At 62.0% G+C, this 18,018-nt stretch carries 12 protein-coding genes; 7 read left to right on the top strand and 5 right to left on the bottom strand.

The window, feature by feature from the left end:
- Positions 1–212 precede the first annotated feature (212 nt).
- A complete protein-coding gene (locus AC1DQR_RS07770; protein ID WP_416051545.1) occupies positions 213–2,018 on the top strand; it encodes a methyl-accepting chemotaxis protein in 1,806 nt (601 codons plus the stop codon).
- 951 nt (positions 2,019–2,969) lie between these two features.
- Here AC1DQR_RS07770 and AC1DQR_RS07765 read toward each other — a convergent pair.
- The 5 genes from AC1DQR_RS07765 to AC1DQR_RS07745 all read right to left on the bottom strand — a co-directional run bounded on the left by AC1DQR_RS07765 (position 2,970) and on the right by AC1DQR_RS07745 (position 9,439).
- A complete protein-coding gene (locus tag AC1DQR_RS07765) occupies positions 2,970–3,950 on the bottom strand; it encodes a glucokinase (RefSeq protein WP_416051546.1) in 981 nt (326 codons plus the stop codon).
- Entirely contained in the window at positions 3,937–4,632 is a 696-nt protein-coding gene (pgl, locus tag AC1DQR_RS07760; RefSeq protein ID WP_416051547.1) for a 6-phosphogluconolactonase, read from the bottom strand. The genes AC1DQR_RS07765 and pgl overlap by 14 nt, the downstream gene beginning before the upstream one ends.
- Before the next feature lies 1 nt (position 4,633).
- Positions 4,634–6,124: a glucose-6-phosphate dehydrogenase gene (zwf, locus tag AC1DQR_RS07755; protein ID WP_416051548.1), complete on the bottom strand. Its 1,491-nt coding sequence runs from the start codon at positions 6,122–6,124 to the stop codon at positions 4,634–4,636.
- A gap of 119 nt (positions 6,125–6,243) precedes the next feature.
- A complete protein-coding gene (locus tag AC1DQR_RS07750) occupies positions 6,244–7,404 on the bottom strand; it encodes a porin (RefSeq protein WP_416051549.1) in 1,161 nt (386 codons plus the stop codon).
- Between the two features lie 70 nt (positions 7,405–7,474).
- Positions 7,475–9,439, bottom strand: coding sequence for a glycoside hydrolase family 5 protein (locus tag AC1DQR_RS07745; RefSeq protein ID WP_416051550.1), 1,965 nt, complete (start codon positions 9,437–9,439; stop codon positions 7,475–7,477).
- A 157-nt stretch (positions 9,440–9,596) separates the two neighbouring features.
- Between AC1DQR_RS07745 and AC1DQR_RS07740 the strand changes: the two genes are divergently transcribed.
- The 6 genes from AC1DQR_RS07740 to AC1DQR_RS07715 all read left to right on the top strand — a co-directional run bounded on the left by AC1DQR_RS07740 (position 9,597) and on the right by AC1DQR_RS07715 (position 17,729).
- Positions 9,597–10,211 (top strand): TetR/AcrR family transcriptional regulator, encoded by a 615-nt coding sequence (locus tag AC1DQR_RS07740; RefSeq protein WP_416051551.1) that lies wholly within the window; start codon positions 9,597–9,599, stop codon positions 10,209–10,211.
- Positions 10,212–10,354: 143 nt separating this feature from the next.
- Positions 10,355–11,809: an MFS transporter gene (locus tag AC1DQR_RS07735; RefSeq protein ID WP_416051552.1), complete on the top strand. Its 1,455-nt coding sequence runs from the start codon at positions 10,355–10,357 to the stop codon at positions 11,807–11,809.
- A gap of 201 nt (positions 11,810–12,010) precedes the next feature.
- Complete coding sequence (locus AC1DQR_RS07730) at positions 12,011–13,549, top strand: sulfatase family protein (RefSeq protein ID WP_416051553.1); 1,539 nt, start codon at positions 12,011–12,013, stop codon at positions 13,547–13,549.
- Positions 13,550–13,668: 119 nt separating this feature from the next.
- Positions 13,669–14,886 (top strand): formylglycine-generating enzyme family protein, encoded by a 1,218-nt coding sequence (locus AC1DQR_RS07725; protein WP_477132835.1) that lies wholly within the window; start codon positions 13,669–13,671, stop codon positions 14,884–14,886.
- Positions 14,887–14,905: 19 nt separating this feature from the next.
- A complete protein-coding gene (locus AC1DQR_RS07720; RefSeq protein ID WP_477132834.1) occupies positions 14,906–16,534 on the top strand; it encodes a sulfatase-like hydrolase/transferase in 1,629 nt (542 codons plus the stop codon).
- Positions 16,535–16,610: 76 nt separating this feature from the next.
- Positions 16,611–17,729 carry an alpha/beta hydrolase gene (locus tag AC1DQR_RS07715; protein ID WP_477132833.1) on the top strand — a complete coding sequence of 373 codons (1,119 nt, stop codon included), beginning with the start codon at positions 16,611–16,613 and terminating at the stop codon, positions 17,727–17,729.
- Positions 17,730–18,018 lie beyond the last annotated feature (289 nt).

Genomic DNA, 18,018 nt, shown 5'->3' with positions numbered 1-18,018 from the left:
AGATCGCTCTACCTGAGCGAAGAACAGGTTCCACCCCACCCTCGGGCTCAGCGTAGGGCACCTGCGCCGGTTCTTGCCGCCGGCCTAAAGTTGCCCGCTTGCTTGCCGTAGTTAGCACTGTGGTGCCTAAGACAGGCCGATGGCGTGGTCTCAAGCACCGCGATAATGCCGTACTCAGACCGACTCACCCAGGTAACATCACTCTCTTCGGTATGACCGCATCCTCGCTCCGCACGCGCATCGCTCTGATCATGTCCGCCACGGTTGTCGGCGCTCTCGCACTCTCGGGTGCCGCCACCTATGGCATCGTCCGCGCAAATATGACGGCAACAATGGAGAGCGACCTTGGTGCCATCGCCAGTGGTAACACGCTGGCGATCGAACAATGGGTCGCCGCCAAGGCTTTGGCCGTCAAGACGGCAGCGGAGGTCGTGGAGAAAGGCGACCCCGCTGGCTTGGTGAAGTTCATGGGTGATGCCAACGGCTTTCCCGTGACCACCATCGGGTGGAACGACAAGTCATACTACTCGAGCAGCAGCACGACGCCGAAGGACTACGACCCCACCGCGCGCCCTTGGTACAAAGCGGCGCTGGCCGCGGGCAAGCCGACTGTGACCAAGCCGTATGGAGATGTCTCGACTCGAGTGCCATACGTTTCCTTTGCGGCGCCACTCATCCGTGACGGTGCGGCAATCGGCGCCGTCAGCGGCGCAGTGCCACTGGAAGGCGTGCGAGAAGCCGTGAAGGCGATACATCCAACGCCTTCGAGCTTGGCCTTCGTCGTAGCCAGGGATGGCCAGGTAATCGCTCACGCCGATGCAAATCAGATGCTAAAGCCGGTCAGCGAGGTGACCGCCGCACTGACGCCTGCCACGCTCGAGAACCTGGTTCGGGCTAGTGCGCCGCTAGAAGTGGAAATCCAGGGCGTGCCGAAGCTGCTAAAGGCCCAGGCTGTCGCCGGCACCGATTGGTATCTGGTGATCGCGCTCGATAAGGCCGAAGCCACCGTAGGCCTGCGCCACGTCGTAAGCGCCATGGGCATAGCCATGGTCTTGCTTACCCTGGCTGCGCTCGGCATTGCCACCTTCTTTACCGCAAAAGCTCTCCGCAGGCTCTCCAGCGTACGTGACGCGATGGATACCATCGGGACTGGCGGGGGCGACTTGACCCGCCGGCTGGATGTCGTGGGCAATGATGAGGTGGCACAGATATCCGCGTCGTTCAACGCCTTCGTAGAGAAGATCGGCGCCGTGTTGGTCGACGTGCGCGCCAGTGTGCAGGGTATGACCTCGGCAACTGGCGAGATCGAGGCAGGTAATCGCGACCTATCCCACCGCACGGAAGCCTCGGCCAGCAATCTGCAGCAGACCTCGGCAGCCTTGACCCAACTGGCATCGAGTGTAAAGCAGACGGCGGAAGCGGCCGAGCAGGCAACGCAGTTGGCGACTGATGCCAGCGCCACCGCGGCGCGCGGCGGCGAAGTTGTCTCTGGCGCCGTGCGCATCATGGACGAGATCGCCAAATCGTCGGGGCGGATCACGGAAATAATAGGCGTGATCGACAGCATCGCCTTCCAGACCAATATCCTCGCGCTTAACGCGGCAGTCGAGGCGGCGCGTGCCGGGGAACAGGGCCGCGGCTTTGCCGTGGTGGCTGGCGAGGTGCGGACCCTGGCTCAGCGCAGTGCCACAGCCGCCCAGGAGATCAAGGGGCTCATCGAGAGCTCCGTAGCCAGCGTAAGCAGCGGCACCGAGCGGGTTCAGGCAGCGGGCTCGACCATGACCGAAATTGTCAAGGACATCGAGCACGTTCGACGCATCATTACTGAGATACACGGTGCGGTGAGCGAGCAGAACACAGGTATTGGACAGCTCGACCAGAGCGTGTCGGAAATGGATCAAGCCACGCAACAGAACGCTGCGCTGGTGGAGGAGTCTGCGGCAGCATCATCGATGCTTAACGATCGGGCGCGGGAGCTCGCGCGAACAGTGGCGCGGTTTCAATTGCGCGAGGCATAACACGGTTATCTGGCAGCGGCCTGCAGACAGCGGCGCAGACATGAACGCGCGGATTCGCCATGCGGCCTCATCGCTACGAGGAGTTGAAGGCCCAGTTCGAAGCAGCCAGGTCGGGACATCTCGATGGCAAGTTTCAGGCTAGTTAACGTGGGCTCGCTCAAATGCTCGACGCCGGACTGCCGACGCGCTTCCCTACGATTCCCTCCAACTCAATCGCCATCGCCACGTCGAACAGCCAGGCGCCATCTTCCTCGTCCTGGACGTAGAGCAAACCGAGCGGCGGTGTGCCGGTCAGGAGCTTGCGCGCGCCGCTTTGCGCTTCTCCAGTGGCTGATCGCGCATGTCCCTGCCACGGGCGACGAGTAGGTCAAATATGCAGTAACCGACGGGGTCGGCACCCGGATACCAGCACCGCCGCTTCGCGCGTGCGTGCGCTCCTCGGGGGTCATCACACACACTTCACCGTCGACGATGCAACCGGCCGGCAATTTGCCGAGGGAGGTCACGACCTCCGGAAACCAGGTGGTCGCGTCCGAGTTCTTCGTCTGGAGTTGCGCCCTTGGCCCCGTCGACGCCAAGACCCGGTAGCCGTCGTACTTCTATAAGTACCTCGATCAGCGATGCGATAGGCTGCGTGCTGACCAGTCAGAACTGGAGCCGTAGGGTCGTGGGCGAACTACCGTTCCCGACCCTTCAGAGCCGTTCGAGTACACGGGGCCGAACGGCCGAGTCGGCCGATGAAGAGACGATCGCGGCCCCCGCCTTGCATGACCGCTCATGGGCGCTCAACGGACTTGGATATGCAACGCGAGCTACGCCGGAGCGCACTTTGAGCTGCGCGTGCCCTCATTTCACTGCCATCGCATGCTCCGCTTGCCGCGTCGCGAGCACTTCAGCGAACCCGGGATAGCGCGATTGGAAGAACGAGGCTCGCCGTTCATTTGGCCGCCGTCAAGCTGACAACCTTTCTTCTAGCTGCGCCGATAGTCCCGCCAGGGCGGGAAGCGCTGCGTTGATCACGTAGACGGGGATGTCGGCCAGATAGTCCCGCATGCGACCTTTGTTTTCGAACCTACGGCGGAAGGCGGATTGGGCGAACACTGCGCCTAGGCGCGGCACAATTCCACCACCGATATAGATGCCACCTCGCGCGCCGATGGTTAATGCCAGGTCCGCGGCGACTGTGCCCAACATTGCACAGAACATTCCCACCGCCTTTTTGCAATGCGGATCGGTTCCCAAGAGTGCCTGCTCGGTGATGGCGGCGGGAGAGAGTGGATACTGTCCCGGCGCATGCGTGCGGATCGCCTCATGAATCAGCGTCAAGCCGGCTCCGGAAAGCAGGCGTTCCGCGGATACGTGCCCAAAGCGGGCGAGCGCATATCGCCACACCCGCACCTCCTCGTCGTCAGAGGGGGAAAAGCTCGTGTGCCCGCCTTCGCCCGGCAGCGCTATGTATCTGTCGTTGCTCCGTATCAAGCCCGCAATGCCCAACCCGGTTCCGGGCCCGAGCACGCCAAGGGGGGAAAGCTGGCAGGCAGGCTTGCCGCCGACTTGCAACAGATCCGCGGCCGTCAGGTAGGGTAGCGCATGCGCCAGCGCGGTGAAGTCGTTTGTCACTACCAGGGTATCGAACGAGAAAGCGTAACGTAGCGCGTCAATGGAGAATGACCACTCGAGGTTCGTCATCTTCACCAGGTCAGCTAGCACCGGCGTGGCAATGCCGATCGCTGCATGGCGTACCTGCGGCCCGAGGTCCCCGAGCGTGGCCAGATAGGCGCGCAGGGCAGCCTCGATGCCACGGTAGGCAGCACAATCTAGCACCGTCACGTGCGCGAATATCCGTGTTGCTACCTCGATTGCAAACCGCGCGTTGGTGCCGCCGATGTCGGCGACAAGCCGTGGCGACGCGAATGGTTCAATTTGCCGCATAGACGTCGATGGGGACGGTATCTTGATGGATGATGTAACTGATCGGCAGGGCGAAATCCTGCGCGTGCGAGGCAAGCGCAAACACTTCGCGCTTGCTTGCTCCGCCGATCGCCACTATCAGTTTGCTGGCCCCAAGCAGTGCCGCTCGGTTCAATGTTATGCGCCGATGGGCGGCGCCGCGTGGAGATGTTGCTGTGTATCCCGGTGGCGCGCTCAGATCCATGGCCTGCGCGTACTCGGGGGCATCAGCAAATAGAGACGCTATGTGGCCGTCCTCGCCCATACCGAGAACCACCAGGTCAGGCTGGCTGAAACCGACGTTGGCCTGGGTCAGTGCCTTGGCCACATCGATACGGTCCGGCGTTGCGCACTTCTCTGTAACCAGCGGGATGAAGCGGGCCTTCGCGGCTTCGCCCCTAAGCAGATTTTCCTCCACCAGCCTGGCATTGCTGTCGGTATGGTCCGGTAGCACGGCACGTTCGTCGACCAACATGATATCGACGTGTTGCCACGGCAGACGCTGTATGCTTAGCGCCTGGAAGAAGGGGACGGGCGTACGGCCGCCAGACACGGCCAGGTATGCGTCGCCTTTGTTTTCGATCAGGACGGAAAGCTGCTCCGCCACGCTCAGCGCCAGTGCTGCGGCCTGGGCAGGAATGTTGTCGTGGAATATTCTCTGCATGTCAGATTTCCTCGTGCCATGCAACACCGTCACGCGAGAGCAAGGCGCTGGAGGCCGCTGGTCCCGACGTTCCCGCGGTATAGGGCTTGAGCGGCGGACTGCCGGAAGACCATGTCTCGATGATTGGCTTCACCCAACACCATGCCTGGGCTTGCTCATCGCGGCGGACGAATAAACCGAGACGCCCGTGAATGACGTCGAGCAGCAAGCGCTCATAAGCCCCTGCTCGGCGCTCGGTTGAAGTCCTGGCGAGGTCGAGGTCGAGATAAGTTTCCCGCAGCGAAACAGTATCACCGGGTGCCTTTGTGAAAAGATAGAGGCGTATGCTCTCCTCGGGTTGCAGCGAGATGACTAGACGGTTCTGGGCCGACAAGCCAAGCGGGCGAGGGAATAGCTCGTGGGGAACGCTACGGAAGTGGACGACGATCTCGGCTAGGCGCGACGGCATGCGTTTTCCGGTGCGCAGGTAAAAGGGGACGCCCGCCCATCGCCAGTTTGCGATCTCGGCTTTGATAGCGACGAATGTTTCAGTCTGGCTGTCCTGCGTTATGTCCGTCTCTTCACGATAGCCTGGCACAGGGTATCCGTCCGCCGCACCTGGGCGATATTGGCCCCTTACAGTTCTCTCGGTCACGCATCGAGGACTCATTGGCGTGAGTGCCTTGAGCACCTTCAGTTTTTCGTCCCGGATGGCGTCGGCGTCCACGGTGGCAGGCGGCTCCATTGCGACCATGCAAAGGAGTTGTAGGAGATGGCTCTGGAACATGTCCCGCAGCGCACCGGTACGGTCATAGAAGGTGCCGCGCTGCTCGACTCCCAGTTCCTCAGCGATTGTGATCTGAACATCGCGGACCCATTCCCTGCGCCAGAGCGGTTCGAACAGGGTATTGCCGAAGCGCAGTGCCATCAGATTCTGGACCGGTTCCTTGCCGAGGTAATGGTCAATGCGATAGATCTGATCCTCTTCAAAGAAGCGGGCTACGGCGTCATTGATTGCCTCGGAAGATTCGAGGTCGTGACCGAGCGGTTTTTCCAGGACGACGCGCACATTGCGCTTGTTCATGCCGACACGGGCAAGCTGCTCGCAGATCTGTGCGAATAGGTGTGGCGGGGTGGCCAGGTAGCAGACGACGACTTCCGTGGCGTGTTGTGCTATGCATTCTGACAGCGCTTCAAAGCCTTTGTCCTGGGAGGTGTCGACATGGAGGTAGTCGATTCGGTTCAGGAAGCTCTCCCAGCATCCCTGGAACCGCAGATCGTCCGGGCTACCTCCAGCGATCTGTACGCCCGGTTGCACCATCGGCCGGGCGCGCTCCTCGAGCATGGAGATCAAGCTTCCCCGATCCATTGGCTTTGTGCCGGTCGCGAGGATTCGGCCTTGTGCATGCAGGAGCCCGGCGCAATGGGCGTCGAAGAGCGCGGGAATGAGCTTGCGGCATGCAAGGTCGCCCGTGCCGCCGAAGATCACCAGATCGAATTCAGGTAGTGACAAGCTTCACCTCTCCCAGGTGTATGTGTATGGAATCGCGTCGTGTTACAGGCGGATGCTGATCTTTTGGCCCGGACCACCGCGCAGCGATAGCGAACTCAGGATGCCGGGCGACCACGAACTCAGAACTTCTTGCGAATACCGACGGCTACGCCGAGCATGTCGTTCTTGCCGGCGCCGAGGAAGTAGCCGTTGACGAACCCAGTGGCAGAAGCGTCGAAGTTCAGGCCAGCGTTCTTCGCGTATGCCGTGGTCAAGTAGATGTCCGTTGTCTTGGATAGGTTGTAGTTGGAGATGAACAGGATTTGCCAGGGATTCTTGGCCCTGACTGCGGGAAGCCGGCCGAGGCTGACGTTGACGAGACTGATGTCGTCATAGTAGTACGCCAGGGTCAGGCCCAGCGCCGCGGTGGCCTGATAGTTGACACCGACCCAGTAGAGGTTGTCGTGCCAGAGGGTGGCATTGGAGCCGGTCTTGTCCATGCCCCAGCGATAGCCGGCCACGAACTTGGCGGGGCCGGCGGCGTAGCTGCCGGCGATGCCCGCGCGCTTGAAACTGCCGATGTCACTGGTGGCGGCGAGCGTCGGGTTGTACTGGTCATAGGCGATACCGATGCCGAAGGCATCGGATTGGTAATTCAATGCCGCGCCGTACCCGGAGTCGCGGCGGAACTGGCCCGGTGTTTCGCCGGCGCCGAAGACGCCGTTGCCAAATGTCCAGTGCGCAATCGCGGTCACACGGCCGAATTGGCCAACGTACTTCGACATATTGTCCGAACGGGAGCTGAAGCCTCCTATGGCACTACCCGGCTCGTATTGGTTCGTATAGAGGGCTGCAGTGAAGTTCGCGAAACCGTCGTAGATGGACGTGGTCTGCCGGCCGAAGGTGACACGCCCGAAGTCACTGCTGGCAAGGCCGACCCACGCCTGGCGGCCAAACATGCGGCCACCGAAGCCCAACTTGCCGTCATCCAGGGTAAAGCCGTTCTCCAGCGCGAATACCGCTCGCAGGCCACCGCCGAGATCCTCGGCGCCGCGCAGGCCGAAGCGCGAGCCGGATAGCCCGCCGGAGTTCATTCGCACCAGGTTGTGCGCGGGCCCGCTTGTGTAGCGGTTGGCCGCGGTGGGCGTAGTGCTCGAAAAATTGCTGACGTACTCGATGTTGGCATCGACCACGCCGTACAGGGTAATGCTCGACTGGGCCTGCGCTGCCCCGGCGATGAATGTCGCACATCCAGTCAATAGGGCCTTGCGCAGATGTCTACGTTGGTGAATCCCTTTCATTGTTCTCCTCCTCTAGTTATTGGCAGAATGCTTCATTAGGTGTCATTCTTCAGGGCGCAGCGAATTGCTGCTAAGCGTTGCCATGCGCGGCTTTGCGGCGGCACTCGACCCGCACGGTCCCTGATGCGCTCGCCCATATGCGTGCGGATCCCTGCTCCGGCATGTCTTCGCAACGCTGCACCGGGCCTTCGATGGCGATCGCAACCCCGTGCGGGAATTGCGCCAACGGCAGCACGAGTTCGGTCGGTGCCTGCACCGTTAAGTCGGCTTGGTATGTAAAAACGAACGCGCCAGAAACGCGGTCGTATTGCATCGCGTTCAAGTGCCCCTGCACCGCGGCGACATAGGGCCGGGCAAAGCCGGCCACCGCGCGGCCACCGGCGTCCGGGTCGAGTGGGTCGTCGATCTGGTCTACGGAAAAGATGGAGAGGTCTTCCTGATTCCACTGGTCGCCGATACGCAGATCGTTGCGGTTGGTCGCCGTGTAGTTCCATTGCGTGGCACTCAGCAGCAGCTCGTCCAAGGCGCCATACATCAGCTCGAGCGCCAGGGTGTGCGGTCCGAATACATCCCGCTTGCCCGCACTCCACTCCACATACGCCCGGCCATTGTCCAAGTCGAAGGGAATGCCGAACTCTCCGACCAAGGTGGGCGCGCCGCCTGGGAACCGGTCTGCTGCTCCCTTCAGCCTGGTCAGTTGCCGTACGTACAGATCGCGCAGGGCGGCGGGCCCTTCGGCGCGCTCGCCTGTCAGCACGTCGATGGAGTTGTTCTGGTCGAACGACTTGCTAAGGAGCAGCCCCAGGTCGTACCAGTGGCTTGCATTGACCGATTGGCAGGGCATCGCGGTGGGGAAGGCCCGGCCGCTAATCGCGCCAATCGGGTCCATCTGCGCCATCAGCAACCAGTCTTCGCGATAGCGGCGCACACGGATGGCAGCCTCGGCAAAGAACGGCGCGAATACGTCTTCAGTGATGTCCAGGGGGCGACCGTTTACCCGCTTGAAGACGTCCTCGTCGAGCGGCACGATGTGGCCCCCCTCAAGCCGGTAGATGCCCGCGCGTTCGAACGGGCAAGTGGCTCCTTCGACCCAGATGGGGCGCCCTGCGGCATTGAGCCGGCACATCGCGTCCGAACGGGGTCCACCTTGGTCCGAGCTGGGAGGAATCAAGGGGACCTCAGTCGGGATGCCCCGGGCCAACGAAAGCGCGGCGAGCGGCGCGACAGCAGGACCGGGCAGATGCGGGCCGTCAAGCGTCGATAGCGATTGGCCCAGCCAGCCGAGTCCCGGTTCGTTGAGAATGTCGAAGCCGATCACGTGTGGCAGCGCGCGCAGGCATTGCGCCATCTGCTCGACTGCATCGAAGAAGCGCCCCTGCAGGTAGTCCTGCACGTTCTGGCCTTGAATGCAAAAGTCCGGCGTCAGGGAGCGGCCTGCCCAGAAGAGCGTCCACATGATGGCGTTCGCGGGCAAGCTGTAATTGAGCGGCCAGCTCATCTGGGGGTAGCTGGGTTGGCGCGGATTTCCGTTCGCGAAATGGAAGCGATGCTGCATGACGTGGGCCGCGTCCGCGCTATCGAAGTTGCGGAAGTCCAGGCCGACCGCTTCGAAGGTCCAGCCCGGTGCGCCATCGCCCCCGCTCATCCTCGACCATGCGTCCTGATGGAAGTCGACGAAGACAAAGAGGCCATGCTCCCCGGCCTTTCGGCAAATCTCCGTGAAATAGGCTAGGTAGTCTTCGTCGTATTGTCCGGGGCCGGCATGCTCGATCGCTTCCCATGTGGTGATCAGGCGCAGGCAGTTGAAGCCCCAGCGGCGGATGCGCGCCAGGTGCGAATCTGCTTCCGCCAGCGGGAACGGCCGGCCGACAAACGACGCCTCGCGATGATCAGCGAAGTCCGTCGGGTATTGCGTGCCCCCATGCGGGTAGGGGACCTTGCTGTCGCCTCCCAGGTTTACGCCGCGCAGCAGGACGTGTCGGCCGTGCGTATCGACGAATCGGCCGGATTTGGTATGTAAGCGAGTCGGTGACATGTGGCTCCAAGTGCGAGAAAGTGGCGCGGTCGGCAAACGCCGATGCTTTCAGCTACTATATTAACTAACGTGAAGGTTAGTATGTTGAGGAAAAATATGCACTTGGGGTTTACAATGGCATGCACTTTGTCTGCGGCAATCAATCTGGAGCCATTCAATGAAACCCAAAAGACGGGATGAACACCGTAGATCAAACGCTGAGATGTCGGCGCAAACGAAGGCCAAAATCTTGATGGCGGGTATAGAAAGCCTGGCGGAACTTGGCTACGCGGGCACGACGATCTCGGAGATTGCGGAGCGCGTCGGCTTGACCCGCGCCGCTTTGCTTTACCACTTCGAGAGTAAGAACGCCCTGATGGTGGCGGTGATGAATGCACTCTATGATGAGATGGCTTCGCGCTTCGCCGCCGCCGCACCGGCGTTTCTTGCGCCTAGGGAGCGTCTGCTAGCGGTGCTGGACACGATGGGCAACCATGCTTCCTCGACGAACCAGATGGCGCTGATTGAATTGCTGCTGGCAGCTCGGCGCGATCCCGGCTTCCGCGACGAAGTGGCTCTCACGGTTGCACGGCGCGAGGCCGTGTTCGATAGCGCTTGGGGGAGCCTTATCGAGAGTTTCCCGACAGCGCCCCGCCTGGAAGTGTTGCGCGATCTTACCGTCGCGGCGCTGCGTGGCGTCACCATCGGCAGGTCTTTGGGGGGCGACGACCCCCGCTTCGATTCCCAGTTCGCCGAGTTGCGCCGCCTGTTCGTGGAGGCGACATCGGAGTAACGGCGGGCGGGTTGCCACGCCGTTGAGCAGAAGTAGGGGGGTGGGGGCGCATTGCTGCGGGGTTTCCCCTAGTTGATCCGAATAGTTACTTACTGGATAGTAAGCAAATGCACGGTACAAGCCGGCAATTTTGGAGACCCCCGATGGCCACCCCTTCCAGTTCTGCGCTACCAAAGCAGCGCACATTGAAGACCGGATCGACCCTGGAAGCAGGCGGACCCGCTCAGGCCCCCCTTGGGTGGCGCCATCGCCTCGGGTATGGCGCCGGAGATTTTGGATGCAATCTCTACTGGCAGGCAATCACGCTGTTCTTGTACTTCTACTACACGGACGTGCTGGGAATTGCGCCGGCGATTGCGGGGCTGTCGGTCGCCATTGCGTCCGCCTACGATGCCTTCGCCGATCCGATCATGGGTTCGATCGTGGATCGCACCCAGTCGCGCCGGGGGCGTTACCGGCCCTATATGCTGTTTGGCGCCGTGCCGCTAGCGCTTAGCTTTGGGGCCATGTTTTACGTGCCGCCAGCAAGCGGTACCGCCCTCGTTATTTACGCGACCCTGTCCCATATTCTGATGCGGACACTCTACACGGTCGTCAATCTTCCCTATCTCGCCATGACGGCGAGCATGACCTCAGACTCGGCGGAGCGCGCCACGCTTGCCGGCGTGCGCATGATGTTTGCCGCGGGGGCGGGCATATCCGTCGCCATGTTCCTGCCCAAGGCGGTGTCTTTGCTGACGGGCAAGGTGGCGCAACCGTATTTCGTCGTGGCGGTACTCATCGGACTTCTGTCGACCTTGACGATCCTCCTTTGCGTGCGCAACACCAACGAGAACACAGCCGGAACGGCTGGCAGCCCTGCCCCCGCGCGATCCTCGGTGCTGGGCCAAACGATCCGCGATTTTGTCAGATTCTGGGGCATGTTGCGTCAGAATGGCCCACTGGCACGCGTGCTTGGCGCCATCGTGGTTGCCGCGGTGGCGTTGACGATGTTCTCCAAATGCCTCTTGTACTGGTTCAAGTATGGACTGCAGCGGCCCGATATGACTTCGGTGGCACTCGTGCTTAGCGTAGTGATGCTCGCACTGTTCGCACCTTTTTGGGTATGGGTGGCGCGGCGCTTTTCGAAGCGGAGCGCGTGGATGGCAGGCAGCGCGATCGCCGCAACAGGTTACCTCGGCTTCTGGCTGAATACCAACCCGGCAATGCAGGTTGTGCTTAGCTGGATCGCGCTTATCGGCGTGGGCACGGCAAGCTTTGCCATCAACTATTGGGCGATGTTGCCGGACACGGTGGAATTCAACGAGTGGAAGTTCGGTGAACGGAACGAAGCGACGATCGCCGGCTTCGCCGCCTTTTCGCATAAGGCAGCCTTGGCCGTCAACGCCATGCTTCTCGGGCAGATTCTGCAATGGGCCGGCTTCGTGGCGAACAAGCCGTTGGACGCCTCGGCCCTGGCCAGCATCAAGGCAGCAATGTGCCTGATCCCGGTGGCCGGCGTACTGTGCTCGGTTCTGCTGCTTTGGAAGTATCCGATTACGCCGGCATTCCATCGCCGCATGGTGGATGAGATCACCCGGCGCCGCTCGCATCCATAGCGAGGTCGTGCGCTGCCCTGCGGCACACGAGATTGCGCGGCGGAGCCAGCGGCGTACCCGCAAATCAGGGCGTGGCCCGCTGTACGCAGGATCTTCTTGCCGACGCAGGCCCGACAACGCTGGCCTCGTTCATCCTTCCCGGTCGGCTCGACGCTTGCCCGATGGCGAATCCGATTGAATCACGCTAACTCCAGAGACCTTATGCGGCTACTCTACATTGATATCGACACACTCCGACCGGACCATCTCGGATGCTATGGCTACCATCGCAACACTAGCCCCAACATCGACAAGCTGGCTGGCGAGAGCATCCTGTTTCGTAATGTGCATGCCTCAGACACGCCTTGCTTGCCGAGCCGTACCGCACTGCTGACCGGCCGCTTCGGCATACACAATGGTGTGGTCAATCATGGCGGCGTAGACGCTGATCCGGTGATTGGCGGCCCCGAACGGAAGTTCTGGTCGCGCCTGCAACTAGAGAGCTTCCCGTTCCTGCTGCAGCAGGCCGGGCTCAAGACCGTGAGCATCAGTTCCTTCGCGCAGCGGCATTCCGCCTTTCAGTGGTACGCCGGATTTGACGAGGCATACAACGTGGGCAAGTTTGGCCTTGAGACCGCGGATGAAGTCTTCGCGATCGCCTCGGACTGGCTGGCGCGGCATGGCGCCGAAGACAATTGGTTCTTGCATGTGCATATGTGGGATCCCCACACTCCCTATCGGGCCGCAGCGGATTATGGYCAGCCGTTTGCCAATGACCCATTGCCGGACTGGCTGACAGAGGAGATTCGCGCGCGCGACTGGCAGGGGTGCGGTCCGCACACCGCCCAGGAATGCACAGGTTTCGCGCCACAGCCCGCGGCGCGCGTGTACTTCCCACGGCAGCCGCAAGAGATTCCTGACATGGAGGCGGTTCGGGCTATGTTCGACGGCTACGACACGGGGATTCTCGTCGCCGATGAATACGTCGGGAAACTGATGGCTCAGCTTGCCGAACTCGGCGTGAAGGACGAGACCGCGATCATGCTGTCATCTGACCACGGCGAAACACTGGGGGAACTCAGCGTCTATGGCGACCACCAAACGGCGGACCAGTTCACGACGAATGTCCCTCTTCTTCTCAAGTGGCCGGGGATCAAGGTAGGCCGAGAATGCCAAGCATTCCACTATCAGGTCGATGTGACGGCAACCGTGCTGGAACTGCTGGGCCAAACGGTCCCGGCAAGCTGGGATGGAGCTTCTTTCGCCGGCAGTCTGACAGACGGTACTGATGAAGGGCGGAGCCACCTGGTTGTGTCGCAAGGGGCGTGGACATGCCAGCGCGCCGTCCGGTTTGAGAACTGGATCCTGATCTGCACACTGCACGACGGCTACCACCTCTTCGACGACGTGATGCTGTTCGATCTGCTCGCCGACCCGCACGAGCAGAACAACTTGGCCAGCGCGCGGCCGGAGATCGCGGAAAGAGGCCTGGCACTGCTGAAGGATTGGCTCGACAGGATGCTGCCTGATGCGGCGCGCGGCCGGGATCCACTACGCAATGTCATTGCGGAAGGGGGACCCTATCACGTGCGCGGAGAACTGCCAGCCTATCTCGATCGCCTGCGCGCGACGGGGCGTGGCGACAAGGCGGACGCACTTGCGAGGAAATATGAGCGCGACCTGAAACGACTTCCCGTGGCGGGAGCCCTGCCGCCGATCCCGGCCCACGTCCTGCGTTCACTCCAAGGCGCCAAGAGGTAGGTGCCGCGTTCGGACGGCTCGTTCATACAGGCACGCGCGTTCCGAGATGCCAGTTCCTGTGTCTTTCAGCAAAATGCAAGAGGTTGGCCTAGGTGAGTACATTAAACAAGGGGGGGCGGATGCCGCTCGCCAACACGGCGAGCGCGGCGGCTCTGGCCTTTCGCCGGCGCACGTTGCTTCGGGGGGGCGCAGTGGCCGTTCTTGCCGCCATGGGCATCGCGCTTGGCTGGGTGGCCCACTCAGCCGCCAAGCCTGTCCTGCAGGCCAACGCAACGCCATCGCAGCGGATCATTCTCGGCGATGGTGTTGCCGGCCCGCGGGGCATGGCGTGGGTTCCCGGCGGCGAATTCCTGATGGGCAGCAACCACCGGCTCGCACGGGACAACGAACGCCCTGCGCACAAAACGCGCGTGCACGGATTCTGGATGGACCAGCATCATGTGACCAACGCCGCGTTCCGCGCTTTCGTGGCGGCGGCCGGCTATATCACCACCGCCGAGAAGAAACCGGATTGGGAGACCCTGAAGGTTCAGGTTCCAGCGGGCACGCCGCATCCGCCTGATAGCACGCTGGTGCCGGGGGGAATGGTATTCGTTGGCACAGACCGGCCTGCTCCGCTGCAGTACTCCTCGCGCTGGTGGCGCTTCGTGCCGGGCGCGAATTGGCGCCATCCGGATGGTCCCGGCAGCACGATCGAAGGAAAAGGCAACCACCCCGTCGTCCAGGTTTCTTATGAAGACGCGCAAGCCTACGCCAGATGGGCCGGCAAGCGCCTGCCGACAGAAGCCGAATGGGAGTTCGCAGCGCGCGGTGGACTGGAGCAGGCGACCTACGCATGGGGAGATCAGTTCGCACCCGACGGCGAGCAGATGGCCAATGTCTGGCAGGGCCAGCAGTCACGACCCTTTCCGGTGGTGAGCGCCAAGGCGGGCGGAGCGCTGGGCACGAGCGCTGTCGGCACGTTTCCCGCCAACGGCTATGGGCTCTACGACATGACCGGTAATGCCTGGCAATGGGGCGCGGACTGGTATCGCGCCGACCAGTTTAAGCGGGTAGCCGGCATCGGGCAGGTAGAGGTCGATCCGCTGGGGCCGGCGGATAGCTGGGATCCTTCGGAGCCGGGTGTTCCCGCGCGAGCGCCCAGGCGCGTGATTCGCGGCGGCTCCTTCCTATGCAACCAGGACTATTGCCTGAGCTACCGCCCAAGTGCCAGGCAGGGGACTGATCCGTATACAAGCATGTCGCACCTGGGCTTCCGGCTGGCGATGGATCAAGACGCCTGGCAGGCTAGGCAGCAACAGCAAAAGACCGTAGCCGCCGCGTCCGGCGGTGGCTGAAAGAGAAAGGAGCGAGAAGATGGAGAATACTACTGCTATTGCCACGCTGGACCGAGCATGGCCGACATGGGCCCGGCGCAGGACCGGCGCACGCGCGGGAAACGCCCCGTGCCTTCGTGCGCTTCGTACCCTGGGCGCCTTGGTGCTCGCCGCGCCGCTCTCCCTGGTACAGGCCGCCACCGATACCCGCCCCAACGTTGTCCTTCTGATTGCGGATGACTTGGGCTGGGGGGATCTCAGCAGCTACGGTCATCCCGTATTTCGTACGCCAAACCTGGACCGTATGGCGGCGGAGGGCCAACGATGGACTAATTTCTATGTCAGCTCGCCGGTCTGCTCGCCCAGCCGGGGAGCCATGCTGACTGGGCGCGTCGAAACCCGCTCGGGCTTGTACGGGGCCATCAACAGTGTCCAGATCGACGGAGATCCCTTCGGCTTCCCCGATCGGGAAGTGAGCGTTGCCAGTCTGCTCCGTGACGCCGGCTATTCCACCGCCCTGTTCGGGAAATGGCATCTGGGCGATGCCCCGCGCGCATACCCTACGCGGCACGGCTTCGATACCTGGTGGGGGATGCCGATGTCGAATGATGCGTATTTCGTCGGCGCGCCCGGCAGTGTGAGCGTCAAGGAATTGCGCCAGCGCTATGCAAGAGGAGAGTCGCCCAAGGAATTGCTTGCGCTCTACTACCGGCAGTCCGTCGCAGCCTTCAAGAATCCGAAAAACGAATACTGGAATTCGCCCCTGATCTCGAGCGAGCGGGTTGTGGCCAATGGGACAATTGGCTATCGCGACAAGGTCATCGAACGGCCCGTTGATCAACCTCAGTACAACGGGCGGCTGACTGACCAGGTTGTCAACTTTATCAGCCAGAAGCACGACAAGCCGTTTCTGGCATGGGTCGGGTACGAGAAGCCCCACCTCCCGCATATGCCGGCCCCGGAGTTCGTTGGCAGCAGCAAAGGTGGCCCAGTGGGCGATGCCATAGCGGAACTCGATCACAGCGTGGGCCGGGTGTTGGAGGCCGTGCGGCGAAGTGGTAGCGCCAAGAACACCCTCGTCGTGTTCGTCAGCGACAACGGTCCCTGGATTCTGTATGAAGAACTCGTTGGCTCGGCTGGCATCCTGCGCGATGGCAAGGCGTCGACATATGAAGGGGGCTCACGCGTACCGGCGCTATTTTGGTGGCCCGGAACCATCCGGCCCGCGGTGGTGGATGGCATTGGCGCGACCTACGATTTCCTGCCGACCGTCGTTGCGCTGGCAAAGGCCAAGCTGCCCGACTCGGTCATCGACGGCGTCGACCTTGGAAAGACGCTGCGTGGCCAGGCGCCGAGTTCGCGCCAAGTACTCCCCTACTACTACAAAGGCAGATTGCAGGCATGGCGCGAAGGCGACTGGAAGATCAATCTCTACGACGTCAGCGGCCGCAACCCCCAGGTTGGGAAGCCAAGCAAGCTAGACAAGCCAACGCTTTACAACCTCGGCCAGGATCCTGGCGAAAAGTACGACAGAGCGGCGAGCGAGCCGGCGACTATGCAGCGCCTGCTGCGTAACGCCGAAGCGTTCGAGCAATCGTTCGCGCAAGCGGCTCCGGAGTTCGATCGCGTGACCATCGAGCGCGGCATCTCGAGACCTGGCGGGAAATGACACTACACACTACAGCAACGGCAATCGGGCCGACCCAGTGCCCTCGCTCTGAACTTGTGGAGACTTGTGGGCTGGCATGGCGCTTCAGTGCCGCCTACCCTCCCGAGAACAATGTCACATGCGATGTGGCGCGGCAGCCGGAGACGATGTTCGTGTCGAAAGGGGGCTGCGGATTCAACCGGTCAACGCTAACAGCCTTCCTGCACGAAGCAAACCATGTGGGCCAAATAGTTCATCGAATATCTCAGCGAACGCCATGCCGCTCTCCCATTCTCGCCGTTTTTTCCTGTCGCTTGCGCTCGTTTTCGCTTTGACCGTCACGTCCGGCTGTGGGACAGCCCCAGAAGGCGGACCGCTCGCACCGCCAAGCACGCTTTCGGGCGAATTAAGCTGTGTGGGGAGCGGGGCAGCACCTCCAACCGTGCCGGGCGCGATCAGCCGCGTTTACAAATCGGCGTCCGGTCGGGAGTTGCGCGCTCACGTGCTGGAGCCCGCCAGTCAATCCGCGAACCGGCCTGCCATTCTGTTCTTTTTCGGCGGAGGATGGCGGCGAGGGACGGTGACACAGTTCCTCGCCCAGGCGAAGGCGGCGGCGGAGCGTGGCTATGTCGCAGTGCTCGCTGACTACCGCGTAAGTTGCAGAGATAACACGACCGCAGTCGCCGCAGTCGAGGATGCGCGGGATGCCTATGCGTGGCTACGACGCGAGGCTGCCGGATTGGGCGTCGATCCCGGACAGATCGTGTTGGCGGGGGGCTCGGCCGGCGGGCAACTGGCCTTGGTCGCCTCGTTGTCCGCCGACTCCGCGGCGCGGCCGGTAGCACTGGTGCTCTATAACCCGGCGGTTGACTTAGTCCCGCTCGCATCATGGATCGGACTGCAGCGGGAAGAGGCGGCAGAGATTTCGCCCAGCGCAATGAACCTAGCCGCGTCACCGCCAATGCTGATACTACATGGTGATGCAGACCGAATCGTACCTATTGATACGGCTCGGGAATTTTGCAGCAAAGTTAGGGCCGCGGGCGGGAGCTGCGAGTTGCATGAATACGCCGGGCAGGGGCATGGTTTTTTCAACAGCCACGCCAAGGGCGCGCAGGGCCTCACACCCTATGACGACACGCTCGCCAGAACATTCGCTTTTCTCAATGCGCTCGGCCTGCAGCCGCCAATTTCGGTATCTGAACGGGTGGAATGAAGCAGAGGGTGGTGGATCGACACACATGTCCCACACCAGCAACTCCGAATCGGGGGCGTCATGAGGACTGGCGTGTGGCCAGGCATGTTGTACAAAGATCGGCGCGGCGCGTGCGACAACCCGGCGCGCGTGGCCAGCAAACGTCGCACGCTCACCTTAGGTGAAAGGAGAAGGACTGAAGGACTCGCGGCATAGGTGAAACCGTCGGTCCGGCCCCAATCCGATAGTGCGGAAAAGTGAGTAAGGAGATCGGCGCTCAGGACGGATCATCGAAAATGTCCACGACGAT

It is taken from the genome of Cupriavidus sp. 05L411 (assembly GCF_056398045.1).
Note: the sequence above shows the minus strand (reverse complement) of the source record. Positions and strands in the feature narration are given on the sequence as shown.

Excerpts from the sequence above, each read along its gene's own strand:
- AC1DQR_RS07715 (WP_477132833.1), top strand. The coding sequence starts at position 16,611 with ATGGCGCTTCAGTGCCGCCTACCCTCCCGAGAACAATGTCACATGCGA.
- AC1DQR_RS07765 (WP_416051546.1), bottom strand. The coding sequence starts at position 3,950 with ATGCGGCAAATTGAACCATTCGCGTCGCCACGGCTTGTCGCCGACATC.
- AC1DQR_RS07770 (WP_416051545.1), top strand. The coding sequence starts at position 213 with ATGACCGCATCCTCGCTCCGCACGCGCATCGCTCTGATCATGTCCGCC.
- AC1DQR_RS07725 (WP_477132835.1), top strand. The coding sequence starts at position 13,669 with ATGCCGCTCGCCAACACGGCGAGCGCGGCGGCTCTGGCCTTTCGCCGG.
- AC1DQR_RS07740 (WP_416051551.1), top strand. The coding sequence starts at position 9,597 with ATGAAACCCAAAAGACGGGATGAACACCGTAGATCAAACGCTGAGATG.
- AC1DQR_RS07735 (WP_416051552.1), top strand. The coding sequence starts at position 10,355 with ATGGCCACCCCTTCCAGTTCTGCGCTACCAAAGCAGCGCACATTGAAG.
- AC1DQR_RS07720 (WP_477132834.1), top strand. The coding sequence starts at position 14,906 with ATGGAGAATACTACTGCTATTGCCACGCTGGACCGAGCATGGCCGACA.
- pgl (WP_416051547.1), bottom strand. The coding sequence starts at position 4,632 with ATGCAGAGAATATTCCACGACAACATTCCTGCCCAGGCCGCAGCACTG.
- AC1DQR_RS07750 (WP_416051549.1), bottom strand. The coding sequence starts at position 7,404 with ATGAAAGGGATTCACCAACGTAGACATCTGCGCAAGGCCCTATTGACT.
- AC1DQR_RS07745 (WP_416051550.1), bottom strand. The coding sequence starts at position 9,439 with ATGTCACCGACTCGCTTACATACCAAATCCGGCCGATTCGTCGATACG.